This is a genomic window from Paucidesulfovibrio longus DSM 6739 (genome assembly GCF_000420485.1).
Taxonomy (GTDB): Bacteria; Desulfobacterota; Desulfovibrionia; order Desulfovibrionales; family Desulfovibrionaceae; genus Paucidesulfovibrio; species Paucidesulfovibrio longus.
On record NZ_ATVA01000013.1, the window covers coordinates 353,721 to 373,413 of the forward strand.

Here is a 19,693-nt window from a genome sequence, read left to right on the forward strand (position 1 = left end):
GCGCGGGGTTTTCCTATACCCTTTTCCAGACCAGCACACGGATTTCGCAACTTCGGCTTGGATCGCATTTTGCTTCGGAAGGCCCGATGGACATCTTCAACTTTGACCCGAACGCGCTGCTCAGCTTCTACCTGACCCTTTTCCGGATCAGCGTGGTGCTTTTTCTGCTGCCTTTTTTCGGGGGCAAATCCATCCCCGCTCCGGCCAAGGGGGCGCTGGTGCTCGTGCTGACCCTGGCGGTCTGGCCGCAACTCTCTTTCCCCGGCACCCTGATGCCCGCCAGCGGCTGGGAAATCGGCATCATGTTTCTGGGCGAGCTGCTGCTCGGCATGATCATGGGCATGATGGTCCAATTCCTTTTTTCCGCCATTCAGACCGGCGGCCAACTCATCGGCTTTCAAATGGGCTTCTCCATGGTCAACGTCATCGACCCTGTAACGGGCACCAGCGAAGCCGTTACGGCCCACTTTCTCTACATGATCGCCATGCTGACCTTCTTCGCCCTCAACGGCCCGCTGCATCTGCTCGCCGGGCTGGCCCAGAGCTTCGAGCTGGTGCCTCCGGGCTCGCTGCTGCTGACCCCGGACGCCATCAACCAGGTCTTCTCCTTTTCCAAGCAGCTCTTCATCCTGGCCATTCATATCGCGGCACCGGTCATGGCCGCCCTGTTCATGATCGACCTCGCCCTCGCGCTGATCGGCCGCGCCGCGCCGCAAATGCACATCCTGGTTCTCGGCTTCCCGATCAAGATCGCCGTGGGCTTCTTCTTCCTCGGCTTCCTCTTCGACATCATGGCCACTTACGTGGGGAACTACATTCAATCCCTGGACGCGGTCTACAACAACCTTTTCCACGCGATCGGGCCGGGCCTCGGCGGATAGGAGCACGCGATGGCCTTCGGTCAGGAAGATCCGAGCAAGACGGAAAAAGCCACGGCCAAGCGCCGCAACAAATCGCGCAAAAAGGGCAACGTTCCCAAAAGCAGCGAGATGGGCAAGGTCATGACCATGCTCGCCGGGGTGGTCGCCCTCCGCTATCTTATCCCGTTCATCTACGAGAGATTGTTCAAGATCTTCCGCTGGAGCCTCCAAGACGCTCTCGGCATGGAAATCAACAAGCAACGCGCCTACGAAATGTTCGTCTGGAGCATGTCGGAGATGGCCGTCATGGTTCTGCCCCTGATGCTGACCATCGCCGCCGTCGCCTTCATCACCATGCGCCTCCAGGTGGGCAAGCTGTGGACCACGGAGGTCTTCCAGCCCAAATGGGGCCAGATGTTCAACATCATGAAGGGCATCAAGAAGCTGATGATCAGCCCGCAGGCGCTGGTCCGGTTCGGCAAGAGCCTCGGCCAGGCCTTCGCCGTGGGCATCGCCCCGGTCATCATCCTGCGCCAGGAATATCCCAAGCTGATCACCCTCTTCGACATGACGACCGAAGGCATCACGGCCTACATCCTCAGCATCGGCTACAAGATGGCCTGCTACGCCCTGGTGCCCATGCTGATCATCGGCATCCTCGACCTGATCTACACGCGCTGGAATTACGAAGAGCAGCTGAAGATGACCAAGGACGAGGTCAAGGACGAGCGCAAGCAGGCGGAAGGCGACCCCAAGATTCGCGCCGAGCAGCGCAGAAAAATGATGATGAGCATGGCCCAGCGCATGATGGAGAACGTTCCCAAAGCCGACGTGGTCGTCACCAACCCCGCGCACCTCGCCGTGGCCCTGAGCTACAATCCCCTGGAAGCCCCCGCTCCCCTGCTGGTGGCCAAGGGAGCCGGAGCCGTTGCCGAACGAATCAAGGAAATCGCCCGGGAAAACAATATCCCCATCCGTGAAGACAAGTCTCTGGCACAGGCTTTGTATAAACAGGTGGAGATCGGGGACACCATCCCCGAGGAGCTTTTCCAGGCGGTGGCCGCGATTCTGGCCAGACTCGACAGATTCCGCACCCGCCGTTGATTCCCGGCTCCGCTCACGCTCACTGTCCAACTGCGCGAGGTGTCAAAATTATGGCCGGAACCGGCGCCAAGAACTTCCTGAACGGGATCGATTACGAACGCTTTTCAAAGCAGGGCGACATCCTGCTTGCCGGAGGCGTCGTCACGATCCTGTTCGTCATGCTCGTCCCCATGCCGACGCTGTTCCTGGACTTCATGCTCACGGTCAGCATCTCCCTGGCCATGGTGGTGCTGATCACCTCCATGTTCATGACCAGCCCGCTTGAATTCTCCATCTTTCCCTCGCTGCTGCTGGTCACGACCCTGCTCCGCCTCGCCCTGAACGTCGCCACCACCCGCGCCATCCTGCTGCACGGCGACGAAGGCACCAGCGCCGCAGGTTCGGTCATCCAAAGCTTCGGCGAATTCGTCGTCGGCGGCAACTACGTCATCGGCGTCGTCATCTTCATGATCCTGTTCATCCTGAACAAGTCCGTCATCGTCGCGGGTACGACGCGCATCGCCGAAGTGGCGGCGCGCTTCACCCTGGACGCCATGCCCGGTAAGCAGATGGCCATCGAGGCCGACCTCAACGCAGGGCTCATCGACGAAAAGGACGCGCTCCAGCAGCGCGAGAACATCCGCCGCGAGGCCGACTTCTACGGCGCCATGGACGGTGCGGGCAAGTTCGTTTCGGGCGACGTCAAGGCCGGCATGATGATCACCATGGTCAACATCATCGGCGGCATCCTCATCGGCGTGCTCCAGAAGGACATGAACTGGCGCGACGCGGCCTCCACGTATACCCTGCTGACCATCGGCGACGGCCTGGTCGCCACCATTCCCTCGCTGATCATCTCCACTTCGGCGGGCATCATCGTCTCCCGCGCCGCCTCCAAGGCCAAGATGGGCGAGGAATTCATCGGGCAGTTGACGTTCCACTACCGCGCTCTCCAGCTCGTTTCCGGAATCATGCTGATCTTCGCCGTCGTGCCCGGCATGCCGACCATCCCCTTCCTCTTCCTCGCCGGCCTGCTCTTCGTCCTTGCGCGGCTCTCCAAGAACCAGAACGCGCACCTTCAGAACGCCGCGGAAGACGAGAAGAAGGCCCCCGCGCCCACCCTGGACACCCCGGAAGAGGTGCAGTCGCTTCTGCCCCTGGACCAGTTGGAACTGGAAGTGGGCTACGGCCTGATTCCGCTGGTGGACGAAGAACAGAGCGGCAACCTGCTCTCGCGCATCCGCTCCATCCGCCGTCAATTCGCTCTGGACATGGGTGTCATTGTTCCGTCGCTGCACCTGCGGGACAACCTCCAGCTCAAGCCCGGCGAATACCGCGTGCTGATCAAGGGCAACCCCGTTGCTTCGGCGGAAATCCTCATCGACCACTTCCTGGCCATGGATCCGGGGGACGCCAAGCACCGCATCCAGGGTGTCGAAACCATCGAACCCGCGTTCAACCTGCCCGCGGTCTGGATTCCCGAAGCCCAGAAGGAAGAGGCCATGCTCGCGGGCTACACCGTTGTGGATCCCTCCACCGTGGTGGCCACGCATCTTACGGAAGTCTTCCGCCGCAACCTGCATGAATTCCTCGGCCGCCAGGAAGTCCAGGAACTGCTCGACAACCTTTCCAAGCGCGCTCCCAAGGCCGTGGAAAACCTGGTGCCGGGCGTCATGAACCTGGGCAACGTCCAGAAGGTGCTCCAGACCCTCGTGCAGGAGAGCGTTTCCATCCGCGACCTGCTGACCATCGTGGAAACGCTGGCCGATTACGGCACCGCCATTCACGATCCGGCGCAGCTGACCGAATACGTCCGCTCCCGCATGGGCCGCACCATTCTCAAGCCCTACCTGGCCAGCGACAACAGCCTGCCGATTTTGACGCTCGACTCGGAGATCGATCAAATCCTCAACGACAGCCTGCGCAAGACCGACCAGGGCGCCTACCTCGCCCTGGAGCCCGGCCTGGCGCAACGCATCATCCAGACCATCAACCGCACCCTGGACAACGCCGTGGGCACGGACGGAACCCCGATCCTGCTCGTGACGCCGCATCTGCGTTCGCACCTTTCGCAACTGACGGTCCGCTTCCTGCCGACCCTGCCGGTGATCTCCCAGGCCGAGATTCCGGCAGACGTGAAGATCCACTCCCTGGCCGTGGTCAAGTTGAGCTAGCCCATGCAAGTCAAGACGTTTCACGCCAAGAGCACCGCACAGGCATTGCTGATGGTCAAGGAGAGCCTCGGCGACGACGCCGTGATACTCTCCAACCGCACAGTGCAGCAGGAAGGCGGCAAGGTCTGCGAGATCATGGCCGCCGTGGAGCGACCGGAACACAAGGCCCAGGCCGCGAGCGCCGCGAGGGCCATCGGCAAGGTGCGCGCCGCCACGAACGGAAACGGAGCGTCCCTCGGCCGCACCAAGGACGACGTGCTCTCCGAAGCCCTGGACGCGGGCCTGCCGTTCGTCCAGGAATGGTGCCGCATCAAGGACCACTTCACCGCGCTGCTCAAGCCCCAGATGCGTCTGGACGAATTGGCGCCCCGCCAGAGGGTGGCCCTGGATTACCTGGAGCGCGAAGGCGTGGAGGACGAAGTGGTCATGGACGTGTACCAGGAGCTGCGCAGAAATCCGGAGCTGAGCATCCTGCCCATCCTGGACTCCCTGGCCTCGGCCAAGCCCTTCGGCGGCGGCTGGGGCGAAAAGTTCCACGCTTTTGCCGGGCCGCACGGCGCGGGCAAGACCTCCTGCTGCATCCGGCTGGCGCTCATGGAAAAGAAGCGCGACCCCAAGGCGCGCATCTGCCTTGTTTCGGCGGACCAGTCCCGCGGCCAGGGCCGCCTGGTGCTGCGCCACTACGCCGACCTTTCCGGCCTCGCGTTCCGCGAGGTTTCCACTGCCGAGGATTTCGCGCAGCTCAAGGCCGAATCCGGACTGTTCGACCGGATTCTCATCGATCTGCCCGGCCTGGAGCGCGAAGAGGTGCTCGATGCCCGCCTGCTGCGGCTCGGGATGCTGCCGGGCGAGGACTTCGCCGCGCATCTGGTCCTCCCGCCGTTTCTTTCGAACGCGCAGTACCGGAGCTTTGAAGCCCGCTACCGCGCTGAAAGCGTGAAAAGCGTCATCTGGACGAAATTGGATGAAGCCTGTACGTATGGAGCCATGCTCAACGTGGCGGTCCGGATCGGCCTGCCCGTCTCGGCCCTCTCCTTCGGAGCGGGATTTCGGGACGGCATCGCCCCGGCCGAAACCGAGATGATGTGGCGGCTTCTGTTCAAGCATCAGCTGCCCGGTCAGCAAAACTGCAAGGAGAACGCATAAGCCATGAGCGGCACTCTCCCCCTGGTCTTCTCCGTCACGTCCGGCAAGGGCGGCGTGGGCAAGACGAACATCTCGGTCAACCTTGCCTGCGCTCTGACGAGCATGGGCAAGAAGGTCGTGCTCCTCGACGCGGACCTCGGCCTGGCCAACGTTGACGTCATCCTGGGGCTGACGCCCCAATACAACCTGTTCCACCTTTTCCACGAAGGCGCGTCCCTGGACAAGATCCTCATGGAGACCCCCTACGGCTTCCGCATCCTGCCCGCCGCTTCCGGCGTGAGCGAGATGGTCAGCCTCTCCACGGGCCAGAAGCTCGAACTGCTGGAAGCCATGGACGTGCTGGAAGACGACATCGACTACCTCATCGTTGACACCGGTGCCGGCATCAACGACAATGTCTTATATTTCAATATTGCGGCCCAGGACCGACTGCTCGTGCTCACTCCCGAACCCACCTCGCTGACCGACGCCTACGCGCTCATCAAGGTGCTCAAGATACACCACGGCGTCGAGCGGTTCCGAGTGCTCATCAACATGGTCCGGGACGAAAAGGCGGCCAAGGAAGTCTATCTCAAGCTCTCCAACGCCTGCGATCACTTCCTGAGCGGCGTGTCCCTCGATCTGGTCGGATTCGTGCCCATGGACAAGACCGTGCGCCAGGCGGTCATCGGCCAGCGACCCTTTGTCGCGACCACACCGGGAGCCCCGGCGAGTCTCGCGGTGCGGCAGGCGGCCGAACGTATCAACAAATGGAAAGCGCCACACAACGTCGATGGAAACATTAAGTTCTTCTGGAAAAAGCTCCTCTTCCAAGAGCGATCCGTGGCGTGATCTGGAAACGGGCCGCGTTGCCTGGGACGATTTCAGCCCCAAGCAACAGGAAGCCGTGGTCAGACACTTCGCCCCCAAGATCCGCATTCTTGCGTTGAGGCTCAAGTCCAAGCTGCCCCAAAGTGTGGAGCTCTCGGAGCTCATCAGCGCGGGCAGCGTGGGGCTTCTCGACGCGCTGAAGAAATTCGATCCGTCGCTGGGCATCAAGTTCGACACCTATTCGGAAAACCGCATCAAGGGCGCCATGCTCGACGAGCTTCGGCGCATGGACTGGTTCTCGCGTGGGCTCCGCCAGAAGGTGAAGACCCTGGAAGAGGCCATGCGCCAGATCGAGCATGAAACGGGCGAACAGGCCACGTCGAGCCAGCTGGAAGAACGCACCGGCATGAACGCCAAGGAAGTGCAGCAGGGACTGGAAGCGCTGCAAAACCAGCTCTGCATCAGCCTCGACGCCTTCCAGGAGAACCTCGTGGGCGGACGCAACGCCCTGGGTGAAAACGAACCCTACCAATCCGCGGCATTCCAGGAAATGGTGGACAAGGTCGCGTTTTTGATCGAAGAACTGACTCCCCGGGAGAAGCTGGTCATCTCCCTTTACTACGGCGAAGAGCTGAACATGAAGGAAACAGCCGAGGTCATGGACATCACCGAAGGACGCGTTTCCCAGCTCCATTCCCAGGCGCTGCTGAAGCTGCGCACGAAATACCGTGAACGCTTCGACAGCGATTAACCCTTCGAACGCACGACAACGACAATGAAAAAGAACCCGAAAATGCGCATTCTCGTCGTGGACGACTTCTCCACCATGCGCCGCATCATCAAAAATATTCTGCGCCAGCTCGGCTACGAAAACGTGGTCGAGGCGGACGACGGCACCACGGCCTGGGAAGTCCTGAACAAGGACAACATCGACTTCATCATTTCCGACTGGAACATGCCCAAGATGACGGGCATCGAACTGCTGCGCAAGGTTCGCGGCAGCGAGGAATACGTCGATCTTCCCTTCCTGATGGTCACGGCCGAGGCGCAGCAGGAAAACATCATCGAGGCGGTGCAGGCCAAGGTCAACAACTACATCGTCAAGCCCTTCACGCCGGAAACGCTGGGACAAAAGATCGACAAGATCTTCGGCGGCTGATGCCGGCCGCCGGGAGGTGAGGCATGGTTTTCATGGTGCCGGACGAGCCGGACGAAAGTCTCGAAATGCCGGATGACGGTTCTGGCGGCGATGCTGCGCAAAAGGCCAAGCTCGACGACACCGAAGTATCCCGCGCCTCCCAGAAGGTCGACCTCGACCTGGACGACGCCCCCTTCCTCGAAGAAGAGGAAGAGGAGGAGGAAATCCTTGAAGAGGAGCCCTTTGCCCCCCAGCCGGAACAGGAAGACAAGCCGAAAAAAGAGCCGCCGCTCTGGCTCCGGAACAAGCTGCTTATCGTCGGCATCCTCGCGGGGCTGCTGCTCGGCGGCGCGCTGTTTTACTTTCTGTCGGGTCCGGGCGAACCGGAGCCTCCGGTGGCCCAGGCTCCGGCTCCCGCGCCTCCCGCGGCAACGCCGGAACCCGCTCCCGAAGCTCCCCCCCAGGAGGTCGCTCCTCCTGAAGAAGCTCCCGTGGGAGAATCCTTGGTGCGGCTCGACCCCTTCCTCATCGAACAGCAGGATTCGGACGGCAAGGTTCGATTTCTGGAGGTCAGCCTGGTGTTCTCCACTCCCGACCCCATGCTTGCCTCCAACCTGACGCGCGAAACCCCCACGGTCCGCTATGCGCTTTATTATTACATGAAGAATAAGGATCTGCAGTTTTTGACCGATGAGAAGAATACGGAAGATCTGAAAAAAGAGCTTCTGACCGTGGTCAATCAGTACATGTCCGCCGGCCGTTTCGAAACCGTCCTCTTCGAGGAATACCTGGTGAGGTGAAGCCATGCCTTCTCCCATCGACTACCCGATGCTGGTATCCCAGCTGCCGTTCGTGAGCAAGCTCGCCACGGCGGAGCAGACCCATCCCGAGGTGCGCCAGGAACTATTCGCGCCGCTTTTGCGGCAGAAGCAGAAGGAGGAGGAACAGCGGGTCCAGCAGGTCGAAAAGCAGGACAAGCCCAATACGGTCTCCAGGGACGGCGGCGGCTCCGGCGGCGGAAGCGCGCCCCGGCAAAACAACGCCAAGGAACGCGGCCAGGAGTCCGAGGAAACGCCCCTGGGCTCCAACGCTTCCCCCTGGTCGGGAAACATCGTCAACAGGAGAGTCTGACCTGATGGATGCGACCGGATTGCTCCTTGTGGGCTTCACCATCCTGGAACTGCTGCTGCTGTGCGTTGTGGTGGCTTTCTTCATGCGGCTCAAGAAATCCGAAGCGATCATCTCCACGCTGCAATCGCGCCAGGAAGAATTTCTGAACAAGCTGCACTTCAACGCCCAGCTTGAGAACGAACTGGTGCGCTCCTTTCAGCAACGCCAGGAGCGCCTCGGCGAATTGGACCGCCAGCTCGAAACCCAGGCCCAGCGCCTGGAAAAGCTCCTGGCCAAAGCCAGGGAATTCAGCAAATCCCCCAGCTTTCTGCGTCAGATCATCCTGGCTGGCCACAAGGACGGCGTCGCCCCGCAGGAGCTTGCACGCTCCACGGGCCTTTCCCTGGAGGAAGTCCAGCTGATCATCGACCAGTCGGGCTGAGGTCCACCCGTCACAAAGCCCCCATGCGCATTCGCAATTCCGGCAAGACATCCGCCTTCTCTTCCAGCGGCAGTTCAGAACGCGGCCTCGGATTTCGCCGTCGCCACCGTGTTGGCGACCATGTGCAAGGCCGGGTCATCCGGGTGGAACCGGGCGACATGGCCTGGGTCGCCTTCGACGGCGAGCCGTTGCTGACGAATATCCCCAACTGCCCCCCTCCCGGATCCGTGCTGAGTTTTCAGGTGCTCCAGCTCCATCCTGAAATCACCCTCAAAAGCGCGCCGCGCCAAAACGGGCAGGGACGCGGCCTGTCCGGCGGCGTACAAGACTTCTACGCGGCCCGCGCCGCCTACGAGGCGGAGCTGGACGGACGCGACACCTTGCCTGCGGGACGCGACGCCTATCACGCCGCGCTGGACCCTCTGCTCGCCAAGCTTCTGGAGCAGGTCGAATCCGCGGTCGATGAGGTGAACGCGAATCTCGCCAGCGCCAGCCCTTCCAGAACCGAACGCCTTTCCTACGTGCCCTGGATCGCCCCGGACGCGAGGGAAACGGAACTCGTCACGGCGCTTCCGGACGAGGGACTCGGCCGCGCGGTGCTGGGCCTGCGCCTGCCGCCTTGCGGCGCCGTCCAGATTCGCGCCATGCTCAGGCCTCCGCTGCTCCGTTGCCGCGTCTACGCGGAACATCCGGAAATCGCGGCCCGCCTGGCCCCGCTCCTGGCTAGAGCCGTGCCTTGCCCCACTGGTGAATGGAACCTGGAATGCCACGGCGCGGAATTGATGCCCAAGCGCCATCGCGGCGGGCTGCTCGCCGAACTGCTCTCCCCGCTTTTTGCCTCACTGTCCATCTGAGCTTCGCAACGACGCTTTCCCCAAAAGAAAAACCCCGCCGTAGCGGGGTTTTCTGCTCAGTCGAAAGCCAGCGGAAGCAATCAGGCAGGAACGGCCATGGGCTCGAGCATGTCGAGTTCCACTTCTTCCCGTTTGGGAACGGGGAGCACCCCCACGACCTCTTCCAGGCATTCCGAAGCGTTGGCCACGAGGTGGCGCAGGAACATGTTGTTGAGTTCATGGCCGGAGGCGAAGACTTCGAAGCGACCGAGCAGCGGACGGTTGAGCACGGCGATGTCGCCGATGAAATCGAGCAGCTTGTGGCGAACGAACTCGTCCTCGTAGCGCAGGCCCTCGGAGTTGAGCACCGCGTATTCGTCCAGGACCACGGCGTTGTCCAGGGAACCGCCCAGGGCGAGCCCGTTGGCGTGCAGGTACTCCACCTCGCGCAGGAACCCGAAGGTTCTGGCTTTGGCCACTTCGGCGGCGAAGCATTCGGGAGTGATTTCCACTTCCAGGCGCTGACGCCCGATGACGGGATGCGCGAATTCGATGGTGTAGTCGATGATCAGGCCGTCGTAGGGCATGGCCTTGACGTACTTGCCGTCCTTCTCGAAGGTCACGGCTTTTTTCACGGCCAGGGCCTTGCGGGGCTTGTTCAGCGTGCGGAGTCCGGCCTGCTTGAGGAGGTAGACGAAAGGAGCGGCGCTGCCGTCCATGATCGGAAGCTCGCGTCCGTCCACGTCGATGAGGATGTTGTCGATGCCCATGCCGCGGACGGCGGCCATGAGGTGCTCGACGGTGGAGACGGATTCGGAGCCGTTGCCCAGGGTGGTGGCCAATCCGGTGCTGACGACCAGTTCCGGCGTCGGCGTCAGGAAAGCGGAGCCCGCCCCGTTGCGCACGGAAAAAAGAATGCCCGTGTCCTCGGTGGCGGGACGAAGGGTCAAACCGACTTGCTTGCCGCTATGGAGACCGATTCCGGTGCAGCGGGTGGTGGTGCGAATGGTGGTCTGTAGCATGTCTCCTCCTGCGCCCCTTAAAGCAAGAAAAATACCAGGCTTTCATCAGCTCTCAAACGATTAGTATAAATGGACATTTCAGAAACGCCACACGCACCGGAACTGTGTCTTTTTCACCAATCGTCGCAAGGATGCCACACGAAAGGGACATTCGCACCACTAGCAAGGACGCTTGCGTGCGGCCAAGATGCGGTCGAGTCCGGCCAGATCCTGCATCACGCAAACGTCGCAGAGCTCCAGCGCGGGGTCGCCCAGGATCGCCGCGCCGGTTTCCCCCTGCCGCCAGCCGATCTCGACCAGAAGCGTTCCTCCCGGACGCAGCGCCTCGGCCGCGCGGGGAGCCAGACCTCGGAGATGGTCCAGACCGTCGCCCTGCTCGCCGCCGCTGACCAGGGCCGAGCGCGGTTCGAAATCAGCGACCTCGCGGCTGAGTTCGCCGTACTCGTCCCAGGTGACATAGGGAGGGTTGGCCACGACCAGATCCAGGTCCGCAGCCGGAAGGGGCGCGGTGAAATCCCCCGAAACGAACTCTATCCGCTCCTGCGCGCCGAGCCGCCGCGCGTTGTTCCGCGCCGCGTCCAGGGCGGCCGGGGAAAGGTCCACCGCCCAGCCGCGCGCGAGCGGAAAGACATGGGCCAGCGTCACGGCCAGGACGCCTGAGCCCGTGCCCAAATCCATGAAACGAAGCGGCCTGGTTTCGTCAAAGCGTTTGCGGGCCTCGTCCACCAGCAATTCGGTTTCGGGCCGGGGAATAAGGACGCCCGGCCCCACCTGGAACGACAATCCGTAAAACTCCCGCTCGCCGAGAATGTACGCGACGGGTTCCCCGCGCTCGCGGCGCGCTATCAGGGAAGCGAAAAGCGCGGCTTCGGCGTCGTTCACAAGCCTCCGACTTTCGGTGAGCACCTGCACGGCGGAAAGATTGAGGGCCCTTCCCGCCAGCAGGCGCGCGGAAAGGCCGGGAGAATCGACTCCCGCGTCTGAAAGGCGGCGCTCCGCCGCCAGCAGGCTGTCGCGCAAGGTCATGGTCCGCTCCTGGCAAAATCTTGTCTTCCGGACGCGAAAAACGTCCGGTGGAACGTGTTCAGACGTTCCCGCACCGGACGTTTTCCCTTTTGCCCCGGCGTCTCAGGGCGTCGAGGCGTGAGGCTAGGAACCGTCGTGGCTTTTCAGGGCCTCGGCCTGATAATGGGCCGAAAGCGCGTCCACGAAGTCGTCGAGATCCCCTTCCATGACCTGATCCAGCTTGTAGAGGGTCAGGTTGATGCGGTGATCCGAGACGCGGCCCTGGGGAAAATTGTAGGTCCGGATGCGTTCGGAGCGGTCGCCCGAACCGACCTGGGAACGGCGATTCGCATCCTGCTCGGCCTTGGCCTTGTCCTGCTCCATTTGCAGCAGACGGGATCGGAGCACTTTCAGCGCCTTGGCCTTGTTCTTGTGCTGCGATTTCTCGTCCTGGCAGATGACCACCAGTCCCGTGGGCAGGTGGGTGACGCGGATGGCCGAGTCCGTCGTGTTCACGGACTGGCCGCCGGGGCCGGAGGAGCGGTACACGTCCACGCGGATCTCTTCGGGCCGAAGCTCCACGTCCACTTCCTCGGCCTCGGGCATGATGGCCACGGTCACGGCGGAGGTATGAATGCGGCCCTGGGATTCCGTGGCCGGAACGCGCTGCACCCGGTGCGTTCCGGATTCGTATTTCAGATGGCTGTAGACGCGGTCGCCCGCGATGCTGGCGATGACTTCCTTGAAGCCGCCGGTGCCGGTCTCATGCTCATCGACCAGCTCGACCTTCCAGCGCTTTTCTTCGGCATAGCGGCAATACATCCGAAACAGGTCCGCGGCGAAAAGCGCGGCTTCGTCGCCGCCCGTTCCGGCGCGGATTTCGAGGATGATGTTCTTTTCATCCATGGGGTCGGTCGGAAGCAGCAGAATCTTGAGCTTTTCGGCAAGCTCTTCCACTCGTTCCTCTAATTCCGGAATCTCGGCATGGGCCATTTCCCGAATTTCAGGATCCTTGTCCCGGGCCAATTCCTTGTTGTCCGCGAGATTCTGCGAAACCGCCTTGTACTCTCGATAGACGTTCACGATCTCGCCCAGTTCGCTGTGCGCCTTGGTGACCTTGCGATAGCGTTCCTGGTCGTTGAAAATGGCGGGGTCGGCGAGCTGTTTTTCCAGCTCTTCGAATGCGACCTCGGTCTCATCCAATCTTGCGAACATTTAGGCGCCCTCCTCGGATATGGCGCATTGCAGGGCCGCAATGGCTACCTCGATCTGTGCGTCGTCCGGCTCCTTGGTGGTCAGCCCCTGAAGCAGCAGGCCGGGCCAGCAGAGCATGCGGCACATGAAATTCTTGTGGAACTTTCCGGAAAAACGAATCAATTCGTAGGAAAGGGAGCTGACGGGAATCATCAGCACCAGCTTGAGCCCCACGATGTAGAGATGCTTGAGCAGAAAGACCTGCGGCGACCAGATTCGCAGCAGCAAGGGAACGAGCACGGCAAAAAGGATGATGGACAGAGCCAGGACGAAGAGCAGGAAGGCCGTGCCGCAACGGGGATGCAGACGGCTGTAGCCGCGTGCGCTCTCCGGGGTCAATTCCGCGCCGCTCTCGAAGGTCCAGATGGTCTTGTGTTCCGCCCCATGATATTGAAATACGCGCCGGATATCGGGCATATAGGAGATCGCCAGGATGTAGCCGATGAACATGATCATCTTGAACAGGCCGTCCCAGGCATGGAACGAAAGCGCGTCCACATCTCCGCCGAGCCCCCACCATTCCATGACGATGGAGAAGAAGTGCGGCAGGACCACGAAAAGCCCCAGGGCGAAGGCCAGCGCAGCACCGAGGGTGAGCACGAGATGCCAGGTGGAAAGTCCGCTCGACTCCTCGCCCGTCTCCTCGTCTTCTTCCAGCAGGGCCTCGTTGGCCGACCAGTTCAACGCCTTGATGCCGTTGACCATGGTTTCCAGCAGCACGGGAAAGCCGCGCACGAACGGCTTTTTCAACCAGGGATGGTCGGTCAGCGAGAACCAGGGCCGCAGCTCGACCTTGATCTCTCCGTCGGGCCGCCGGACAGCGATGGCGAGACGGTCGCGGGCGCGCATCATGACGCCCTCGATTACGGCCTGTCCGCCCACCGAGATTTTCGGCGCAGCGCAGAGAAGACGAGTCAAATTCACGGGAACCTCACTGTGGAAAGACGTTCAGCCACCCACCGAGGATAATGTCTGCCCCGGAAAAGTAAAGCGCGCCGCATGGGGCCTCCCCACTTTTCGGACAAACAAGAAAACCTCCATTGGGTAAGCCCAATAGAGGCATTTCTTGCGGCCGAGGCCGAAGAAGAAGGCTAATTCTTTTCCTGCCCGAACTGCGCGTACTTCTTGCGGAAGCGGTCGATGCGGCCAGCGGTGTCCACAAAGCGCTGCTTTCCGGTGTAGAAGGGGTGGCACTGGGAGCAGATTTCAAGCTCAAGCTTCTCGCCCTTGGTGGTAAGAATCTCGGCTTCGTAACCGCAGTGGCAAGTGATCTTGGCCTTGTAAAGCTTGGGATGGATATCCTGTTTCATGACGGTCTCCTGTCATTGATTGCGTGAAGCAGAGCTATATATCCGCATGTCGCCCGTTTGGCAAGGGACATTCGGCATGCTCCAACATTTTTATACCCTGAAAAACGTCTTGGCCAGGCCGCGCACCGTCAAGTGCAGCAGACAAGTGCCCAGAATCGTGATCAGGGTTGGACCGACCACGAGTCCGTAGGGCTTCAGCTGATAATACAGCGCGACGCCGAGCGCAAGGCTCAAGGTCGCGGCGGGATCCCAGTCGGAATCGCGCCGATCCGTGCGCAAGATGAAGTAATCCGTCAGCAGCACGGCGATAAGCGGTGCGAAAATCGAGCCGAGCAGGTAGAGAAACCATTCATATTCCGTGATGGGCACGAACATGGCCAAAACCGTTCCCACGGCGGCGAAGAACACGGAGGTCCAGCGGCGGTCCAGTTTCGGGAAGACGTTCAGGGTGGAAACCGCGGCGGAATAGACGTCAAGAAACGTGGTCGTGATCGTGGACAGGCCGATGACCGCCAGGGCGGCCAGACCGAGATTGGCCGCGAGCATCATCCGTGCGGGGTCGAAGCTGCCGGAATGCAGCGCGCCAAGAATGCCGATGCCGTACATCCAGCAACTGCCGAAGAGATATCCCAGAAGCGGCGCCAGCCAGGAAGCCGTGCGCGACCGGGACATGGAAGTATAGTCGGCGATGAGCGGGAACCAGGACAGGGGCATGATGATGGCCATTTCAAAGCCGAAATGGAATTCGCCCGGCCCGGCCCCGCCCGACAGCGCTCCCGGACGGTTCAGGAGCACCCAGCTGAGAACGACCGTGAGCACCAGCAGCAGGCTCACCGCGACCATGTTCAGCCACTTGAAGCCGCGCACGCCGAGAAAGACCCAGAAGGCGATGCACGCCCCGACCACGGCGGAGAGCGCCGCCTGATGATCGAATCCCCACAGCTGCGTGGTCAGACTGTTCAAGGCGCCGCCGCCGAGCAGCACCATCCATGCGGTCCAGCCCAGAAGCTGGAGGACGTTGATGCCGGAAATGAGCCAGGATCCCTGGCGGCCGAACGAGATGCGCGTGGACATGATCGCGGGCAGGCGCTCGCGAAACCCGATCCAGCCCGCCAGCACGAGCAGCGAGGTTCCGGCGAGATGCCCCAGAACGTTGGCCCACATGGCCCGCTCAAGGCCGAGGTCGGCCAGCAGCCCGCCCGTGAGGATTTCGGCCACGGACACGGCCGCGCCGAACCAGAGAAAGAAGAGATTGGCAAAGGAAAGCTGTTGTTTGGACACGTAAAAAGCCCCTTTGGAGAAGGTATTCCAGGGGCACTGCGCGAAACGAGGTGCAAAGATTATCTGCGCCAAATTCCGTACGGCAGTGCGAACTGCTTCACGTTCGAAGGGTGTGATCTCAGCTTCGGTCCGACCGAAGCACCCCTATCGGCTGTTGTTTTGCCTAGCAGATCGCTCCTGCATGAGCAAGCGGGCCGGACGCGCCGTTCGAGACGCGCCCGGCCCGGATTCGGCGCGGGGAAGCACTACTTTTCGTTGAAAAGATGCACGTCCTGCTGCGGGAAGGGGATGGAAACGCCTTCTTCGTCGAACGTTTCCTTGATGGCCCTGATCAGGTCGAAACGCACGGCCCAGTAGTCGCCCGTGGCGACCCAGGGACGGACCACGAAGTTCACGCTGCTGTCGGCCAGCTCCGAAACCGCCACAGTGGGCGCGGGAGTCTCCAGGATGCGGGAATCCGCGGCGACCAGTCGCTCCAGAATGCCCTGGGCCTGGGAGATCTTGTCGCCGTAACCGATGCCCACGACCAGGTCGATGCGCCGCGTGTCGTTGGCGGTGACGTTGACGATGACGCCGCCCGTGATGCTGGAGTTGGGCACGTAGACCTTCTGGTTGTCCGGCGTGGCCAGTTCGGTGTTGAAGAGGTTCACGGCCTTCACCGTGCCGGACGTGCCGGCGACGGTGACATAGTCCCCGACGCGGAAAAAGCGGAAGAGGATCAGCATGACGCCGGAGGCGAAGTTGGACAGGGAATCCTTGAGCGCGAGGCCGACGGCCAGGCCTGCGGCGCCGAGTACGGCCAGGAAGGAGGTCACGTTGATGCCGAGTTGTCCGAGAGCGGCTATGCCGACCACGGTCAGAAGCATGTAGTGAATCATGTTGCGGGTGAAGCAGATCAACGTGTCGTCCACCTTGGCCTTCGACATGATCCGTCCGACCAGTGCGGCGACCTTGCGGGAAATCACGAGGCCGACATAGAAGATGACCAGGGCCACGACCAGCCGAATCCCGTATTCCCCGATCCAAAGCGACAGCATATGCAGCATGCTCTGCACGGTGCCAGCAATATCAAAACCAGCCATCAACGATCCTCCATTTGGGTTGAACAATGCGCAACGACGGTACTACGGTCCAAACCACTCCCGAAGAGCAATGCGAGACGATTTTTTCTAGCACACATTACGCGCACCGGGGAACAGGCAAATGCAACGGCGCAAAAAAAAGGCGGAAGCCGCAGCTTCCGCCTTAGAATTTTCTGGTCGCGCGAATTACACGCAGCCGGTGGGCTTGGGCAGGCCGGCCATCTTACAGGCTCCCTTGCCGGGGCCGGACGGGAACAGCTCGTAGATCTGCTTCAGCTTGAAGCCGGTGACCTTGGAGAGGATGCGCACCATCGGGGCGATGCCGTTTTTCTTGTAGTAGTCCTGCAGGAACTCGATGACCTTCTGGTGGTCGGGAGAAATCTCGGCGATGCCTTCCTGCTCCTTGACGTACTCGACCCAATCCGGGTTCCAAGTATCGAAGCTCTGCAGGAAACCGTCCTCATCGACCTCAAAGGATTTGCCCTTGAATTCAACAGTAGCCATATTCTTTCCTCCTGGTTGGTTGAATGCCTTTCGGCGCCAACTCCGCACCCGGCAACGAAGTCCGGGGCTGTTCCATATCCGATCAGCGACGATCCGTCGCTTGTCGACCATACGGTTCAATCATTGGAATAAATGCCCAGGCTCAAGATGTCAATACTCCGAACGGCAAAGCTCGACTACTCTCCGCCCAGCAGCTCTTCCAGATGCGGTTTGGCCCATTCCAGGGACGGGTCCATGCCCAGGGCGGTGCCGAGATAATCGACCGCTGCGGAGCTGTTGCCCATGAACTTGTGGCAGAGGCCCAGGTTGGCCAGATCCGCGGCCGAGCCGCTGTCGATGTCCAGGGCCGCGCTGAAATCCCTGGCGGCCTCTTCGTATCGACCGGCCTTGAAACGGGCCACGCCGCGCAGGTTGAAGACTTCCTTGATCTCCGCGTCCAGTTCGGCGGCCCGGTCCAGCGCGGGCTCCACTTCATCCCAGCGGTCCAGGCGGCTGAGAGCGTAGGCATGGTAAAACGCGGCCAGAGCCTGCTCCTCGGCGGCGGGCTGAAGCGTCTCCGCCATGGCGAAAAGCCGTGCGGCTTCTTCAGCGTCGTCCAGCCTCAGGGCCAGCAAGCCTTTGAAGAACGGCAGGAAATAAGCATCCGGGTAGATGTCCGAAAGAATTTCAAGGCCGATGGCGGCTTCGGGCATGGGCGCGTCCTCCGCGAGCATCCGCCCCACGAAAAGCCCCAGGCTGCGCCGCGCCGCACGCTCGCGAAAATCGAACCCCGGCACAAAGCTGTAGTTGGCGGCCGCTTCCAGTCCGGGAATGGCCGTGTCCACGCTGTAAAGCCGATATCCCTCGCGCTCCAGGCCGCGCGCCAGCGCCAGCAGCTCGTCCAGGATGTCGTCCCGCTCCACGCTGGGCAGCGCGTCCATCGGAACCGTCGGCCCCTGCCGCAACCAGTCCAGCTGGCTCAGGCTGGTGAACTTGGGCAGTCCGGAAGCCTCGTACACGCGCCCCGTTTCGAAATCCCCGGCGAGCTGGGCCACTTCGGTCAGGGCGCGCACAGCGGCCTTGACCGGAGAGGAAGAGGTGCCCGCCGTGAACACGATCTCGCTCATGCCGGGAAAGGACTTGGGATCCCAGGCCACCGCGGCCACGGTGGGCACGGGAAGGCCCATGCTGAAATCCTTGAGCAGCACGCGCACTCCGCAGTTGTCAAAGCAGCCGATCAGGCGTTGAAAAACCGGATCGTCGGAACTCGCGGGGTCGATGGTCGGCGTCTGACGCCGATCCTTGTCGATGACGGCGCAGACGTGCCGCTCCACCAGCTCGCAGGCTCCCTGGAGGATGGATTCCTCATAGGTGTTCCCGGCGGACGATCCGTTGAACTCATTGAGCTTCTTGAACCAGTCCAGAGGCACCATCACCGTTTTGCCCGCGGCGACATGCAAGGCTGGGTGAAAACGCCAGCGCACCAGATCGAGCACGCTGCGGGCGTCCTCCTCGCAGAGGCCGTCTTCCACGGAGCGGAGCACTTCGGACAAGGGCATGAGCATATCGCCCCAGCGTTCCTCGGCCTCGCTCCAGGTCAATTCCTCGAATCGGTCGGGAGTATTCCAAAAATTGAAGAAGCTGAACCGCTCCACCAGTTCCATGAGAGCCGAGGCTTCGGCCTGCTCCGGCGAAGCGCCTTTGCCCATCTGCTTGCGGGTGGGCATGATCGCCCTGGCGCGGGGACCGCAGCGGCTGACGAACACGGGAATACCGAGACGCCCCGTGTCCACCCGGTCGATTTCCTCCAGGACGCCCTGAAATTCCCGGTCCAGCCGGGCCTTGACGCGTTCGATCGTCTCCCGCGGGGAAACGGCCTTGTCCTGGTCCACCACGTAGGACTTGGGGCAGCTCTTCAGCACGAACATCTACTGCTTCCTCCGAAGCCGATAGAGGCAGGCTGTCTTCTGCTCGTCGCACTCCATGTCGGCATACTCCACGTCCTTGCGCATCATTGCATATGTTTCGGCAGCCTTCTTGAAAAAATCCAAGCCCTGCCGAGCCCCGTCCGAGCCCAGCACGATCTCGGCCTCAGCACGGTCCGAAAGATGCTCGCCCAGGAACAGGCCCAGAGGCTCGAAAAAGGATTTCCGAAAGAGAATCTCGCAGCCGAGAATGACGTCGTAGCGTCTGCCGAGGCGGTCCTTGGTGAAGTCCGCGATGCGGATGTCCACCTTGTCGGCCAGCCCGTTGCGCAAGGCATTGATGCGGCTGAACAGGAGCGCGTCCGGCTCGATGTCCGTGATGGTCACGGCATAGCCGCGCCGGGCCAGAACAAGTCCGGCCAGCCCCACGCCCGCACCGATCTCCAGGAACTCGAAATCCTGCGGAAAGGGATATTTGCCGAGAAACATGGAGAGCACCACGTTGGTGGGCCAGACCTTGGCCCAGAGCGGCAGATCCACCTTTTTCCCGGCGCCCGCACGGGCCAGCAGCTTGTCGATGTAGGCGGGCATGTCCTTGACCTGGAGGATATCCAAGGGGGCTCCGCCGATTTCCACCTGGTCGAAAACCAGCTCGCCGAAGCGCGCCCGCGCCTTGGCCAGCAGCTCTTCCAACGAGGCGTTGGGATCAAAGGGAGGTTTCGTCAAGATTGCTCC

21 protein-coding genes and 1 riboswitch are annotated in these 19,693 nt (G+C 61.7%); of the genes, 11 read left to right on the top strand and 10 right to left on the bottom strand.

Translation table 11 applies throughout. The features are described 5' to 3' along the window. The first annotated feature begins 86 nt into the window (after window positions 1-86). From fliR to G452_RS0108815, 11 genes are read left to right on the top strand one after another with little or no spacing between them, the layout of a single operon-like run. On the top strand, window positions 87-881 hold the full coding sequence (fliR, locus tag G452_RS0108765) for a flagellar biosynthetic protein FliR (RefSeq protein WP_022661881.1): 795 nt from the start codon (window positions 87-89) through the stop codon (window positions 879-881). Window positions 882-890: 9 nt separating this feature from the next. Further along, window positions 891-1,964, top strand: a complete 1,074-nt coding sequence (gene flhB / locus G452_RS0108770) for a flagellar biosynthesis protein FlhB (RefSeq protein WP_022661882.1) — start codon at window positions 891-893, stop codon at window positions 1,962-1,964. Window positions 1,965-2,014: 50 nt separating this feature from the next. Further along, the gene (gene flhA, locus G452_RS0108775; RefSeq protein WP_022661883.1) at window positions 2,015-4,117 is read left to right on the top strand and encodes a flagellar biosynthesis protein FlhA; all 2,103 of its coding nucleotides are present in this window, start codon (window positions 2,015-2,017) and stop codon (window positions 4,115-4,117) included. A gap of 3 nt (window positions 4,118-4,120) precedes the next feature. After that, window positions 4,121-5,263 carry a flagellar biosynthesis protein FlhF gene (locus G452_RS0108780; RefSeq protein ID WP_022661884.1) on the top strand — a complete coding sequence of 381 codons (1,143 nt, stop codon included), beginning with the start codon at window positions 4,121-4,123 and terminating at the stop codon, window positions 5,261-5,263. 3 nt (window positions 5,264-5,266) lie between these two features. Next, entirely contained in the window at window positions 5,267-6,094 is an 828-nt protein-coding gene (locus G452_RS0108785; protein WP_022661885.1) for a MinD/ParA family protein, read from the top strand. Continuing rightward, window positions 6,036-6,824, top strand: coding sequence for a FliA/WhiG family RNA polymerase sigma factor (locus tag G452_RS0108790; protein ID WP_027189129.1), 789 nt, complete (start codon window positions 6,036-6,038; stop codon window positions 6,822-6,824). Before G452_RS0108785 ends, G452_RS0108790 begins: the two co-directional genes overlap by 59 nt. A gap of 24 nt (window positions 6,825-6,848) precedes the next feature. After that, on the top strand, window positions 6,849-7,232 hold the full coding sequence (locus G452_RS0108795; RefSeq protein WP_022661887.1) for a chemotaxis response regulator CheY: 384 nt from the start codon (window positions 6,849-6,851) through the stop codon (window positions 7,230-7,232). Between the two features lie 23 nt (window positions 7,233-7,255). After that, window positions 7,256-8,011 carry a flagellar basal body-associated FliL family protein gene (locus G452_RS0108800; RefSeq protein WP_022661888.1) on the top strand — a complete coding sequence of 252 codons (756 nt, stop codon included), beginning with the start codon at window positions 7,256-7,258 and terminating at the stop codon, window positions 8,009-8,011. Between the two features lie 4 nt (window positions 8,012-8,015). Continuing rightward, complete coding sequence (locus G452_RS0108805) at window positions 8,016-8,342, top strand: hypothetical protein (protein ID WP_022661889.1); 327 nt, start codon at window positions 8,016-8,018, stop codon at window positions 8,340-8,342. Window positions 8,343-8,346: 4 nt separating this feature from the next. Next, complete coding sequence (locus G452_RS0108810) at window positions 8,347-8,763, top strand: hypothetical protein (protein ID WP_022661890.1); 417 nt, start codon at window positions 8,347-8,349, stop codon at window positions 8,761-8,763. Window positions 8,764-8,786: 23 nt separating this feature from the next. Beyond that, window positions 8,787-9,617 carry a hypothetical protein gene (locus tag G452_RS0108815; protein ID WP_022661891.1) on the top strand — a complete coding sequence of 277 codons (831 nt, stop codon included), beginning with the start codon at window positions 8,787-8,789 and terminating at the stop codon, window positions 9,615-9,617. Between the two features lie 80 nt (window positions 9,618-9,697). Here the strand turns inward: G452_RS0108815 and lpxC are convergent, their stop codons facing one another. The 10 genes from lpxC to G452_RS0108865 all read right to left on the bottom strand — a co-directional run bounded on the left by lpxC (window position 9,698) and on the right by G452_RS0108865 (window position 19,684). Further along, entirely contained in the window at window positions 9,698-10,618 is a 921-nt protein-coding gene (gene lpxC / locus G452_RS0108820) for a UDP-3-O-acyl-N-acetylglucosamine deacetylase (RefSeq protein ID WP_022661892.1), read from the bottom strand. 159 nt (window positions 10,619-10,777) lie between these two features. Then, window positions 10,778-11,644: a peptide chain release factor N(5)-glutamine methyltransferase gene (gene prmC, locus G452_RS0108825; protein WP_022661893.1), complete on the bottom strand. Its 867-nt coding sequence runs from the start codon at window positions 11,642-11,644 to the stop codon at window positions 10,778-10,780. Window positions 11,645-11,767: 123 nt separating this feature from the next. Beyond that, a complete protein-coding gene (gene prfA, locus G452_RS0108830) occupies window positions 11,768-12,838 on the bottom strand; it encodes a peptide chain release factor 1 (protein WP_022661894.1) in 1,071 nt (356 codons plus the stop codon). Then, window positions 12,839-13,801 (bottom strand): DUF1385 domain-containing protein, encoded by a 963-nt coding sequence (locus G452_RS0108835; RefSeq protein WP_027189130.1) that lies wholly within the window; start codon window positions 13,799-13,801, stop codon window positions 12,839-12,841. It lies immediately after the preceding gene. 167 nt (window positions 13,802-13,968) lie between these two features. After that, the gene (gene rpmE / locus G452_RS0108840) at window positions 13,969-14,187 is read right to left on the bottom strand and encodes a 50S ribosomal protein L31 (protein WP_022661896.1); all 219 of its coding nucleotides are present in this window, start codon (window positions 14,185-14,187) and stop codon (window positions 13,969-13,971) included. Between the two features lie 90 nt (window positions 14,188-14,277). After that, on the bottom strand, window positions 14,278-15,468 hold the full coding sequence (cytX, locus tag G452_RS0108845; RefSeq protein WP_022661897.1) for a putative hydroxymethylpyrimidine transporter CytX: 1,191 nt from the start codon (window positions 15,466-15,468) through the stop codon (window positions 14,278-14,280). 56 nt (window positions 15,469-15,524) lie between these two features. Next, window positions 15,525-15,624, bottom strand: a riboswitch (TPP riboswitch). Between the two features lie 89 nt (window positions 15,625-15,713). Further along, window positions 15,714-16,550 carry a mechanosensitive ion channel family protein gene (locus G452_RS0108850; protein ID WP_022661898.1) on the bottom strand — a complete coding sequence of 279 codons (837 nt, stop codon included), beginning with the start codon at window positions 16,548-16,550 and terminating at the stop codon, window positions 15,714-15,716. A gap of 186 nt (window positions 16,551-16,736) precedes the next feature. After that, window positions 16,737-17,054, bottom strand: coding sequence for a TusE/DsrC/DsvC family sulfur relay protein (locus G452_RS0108855; RefSeq protein WP_022661899.1), 318 nt, complete (start codon window positions 17,052-17,054; stop codon window positions 16,737-16,739). A 176-nt stretch (window positions 17,055-17,230) separates the two neighbouring features. Further along, on the bottom strand, window positions 17,231-18,961 hold the full coding sequence (locus G452_RS0108860) for a YcaO-like family protein (protein WP_022661900.1): 1,731 nt from the start codon (window positions 18,959-18,961) through the stop codon (window positions 17,231-17,233). Then, window positions 18,962-19,684, bottom strand: coding sequence for a class I SAM-dependent methyltransferase (locus tag G452_RS0108865; protein WP_022661901.1), 723 nt, complete (start codon window positions 19,682-19,684; stop codon window positions 18,962-18,964). It abuts the gene before it with no gap. Between the last annotated feature and the right edge of the window lie 9 nt (window positions 19,685-19,693).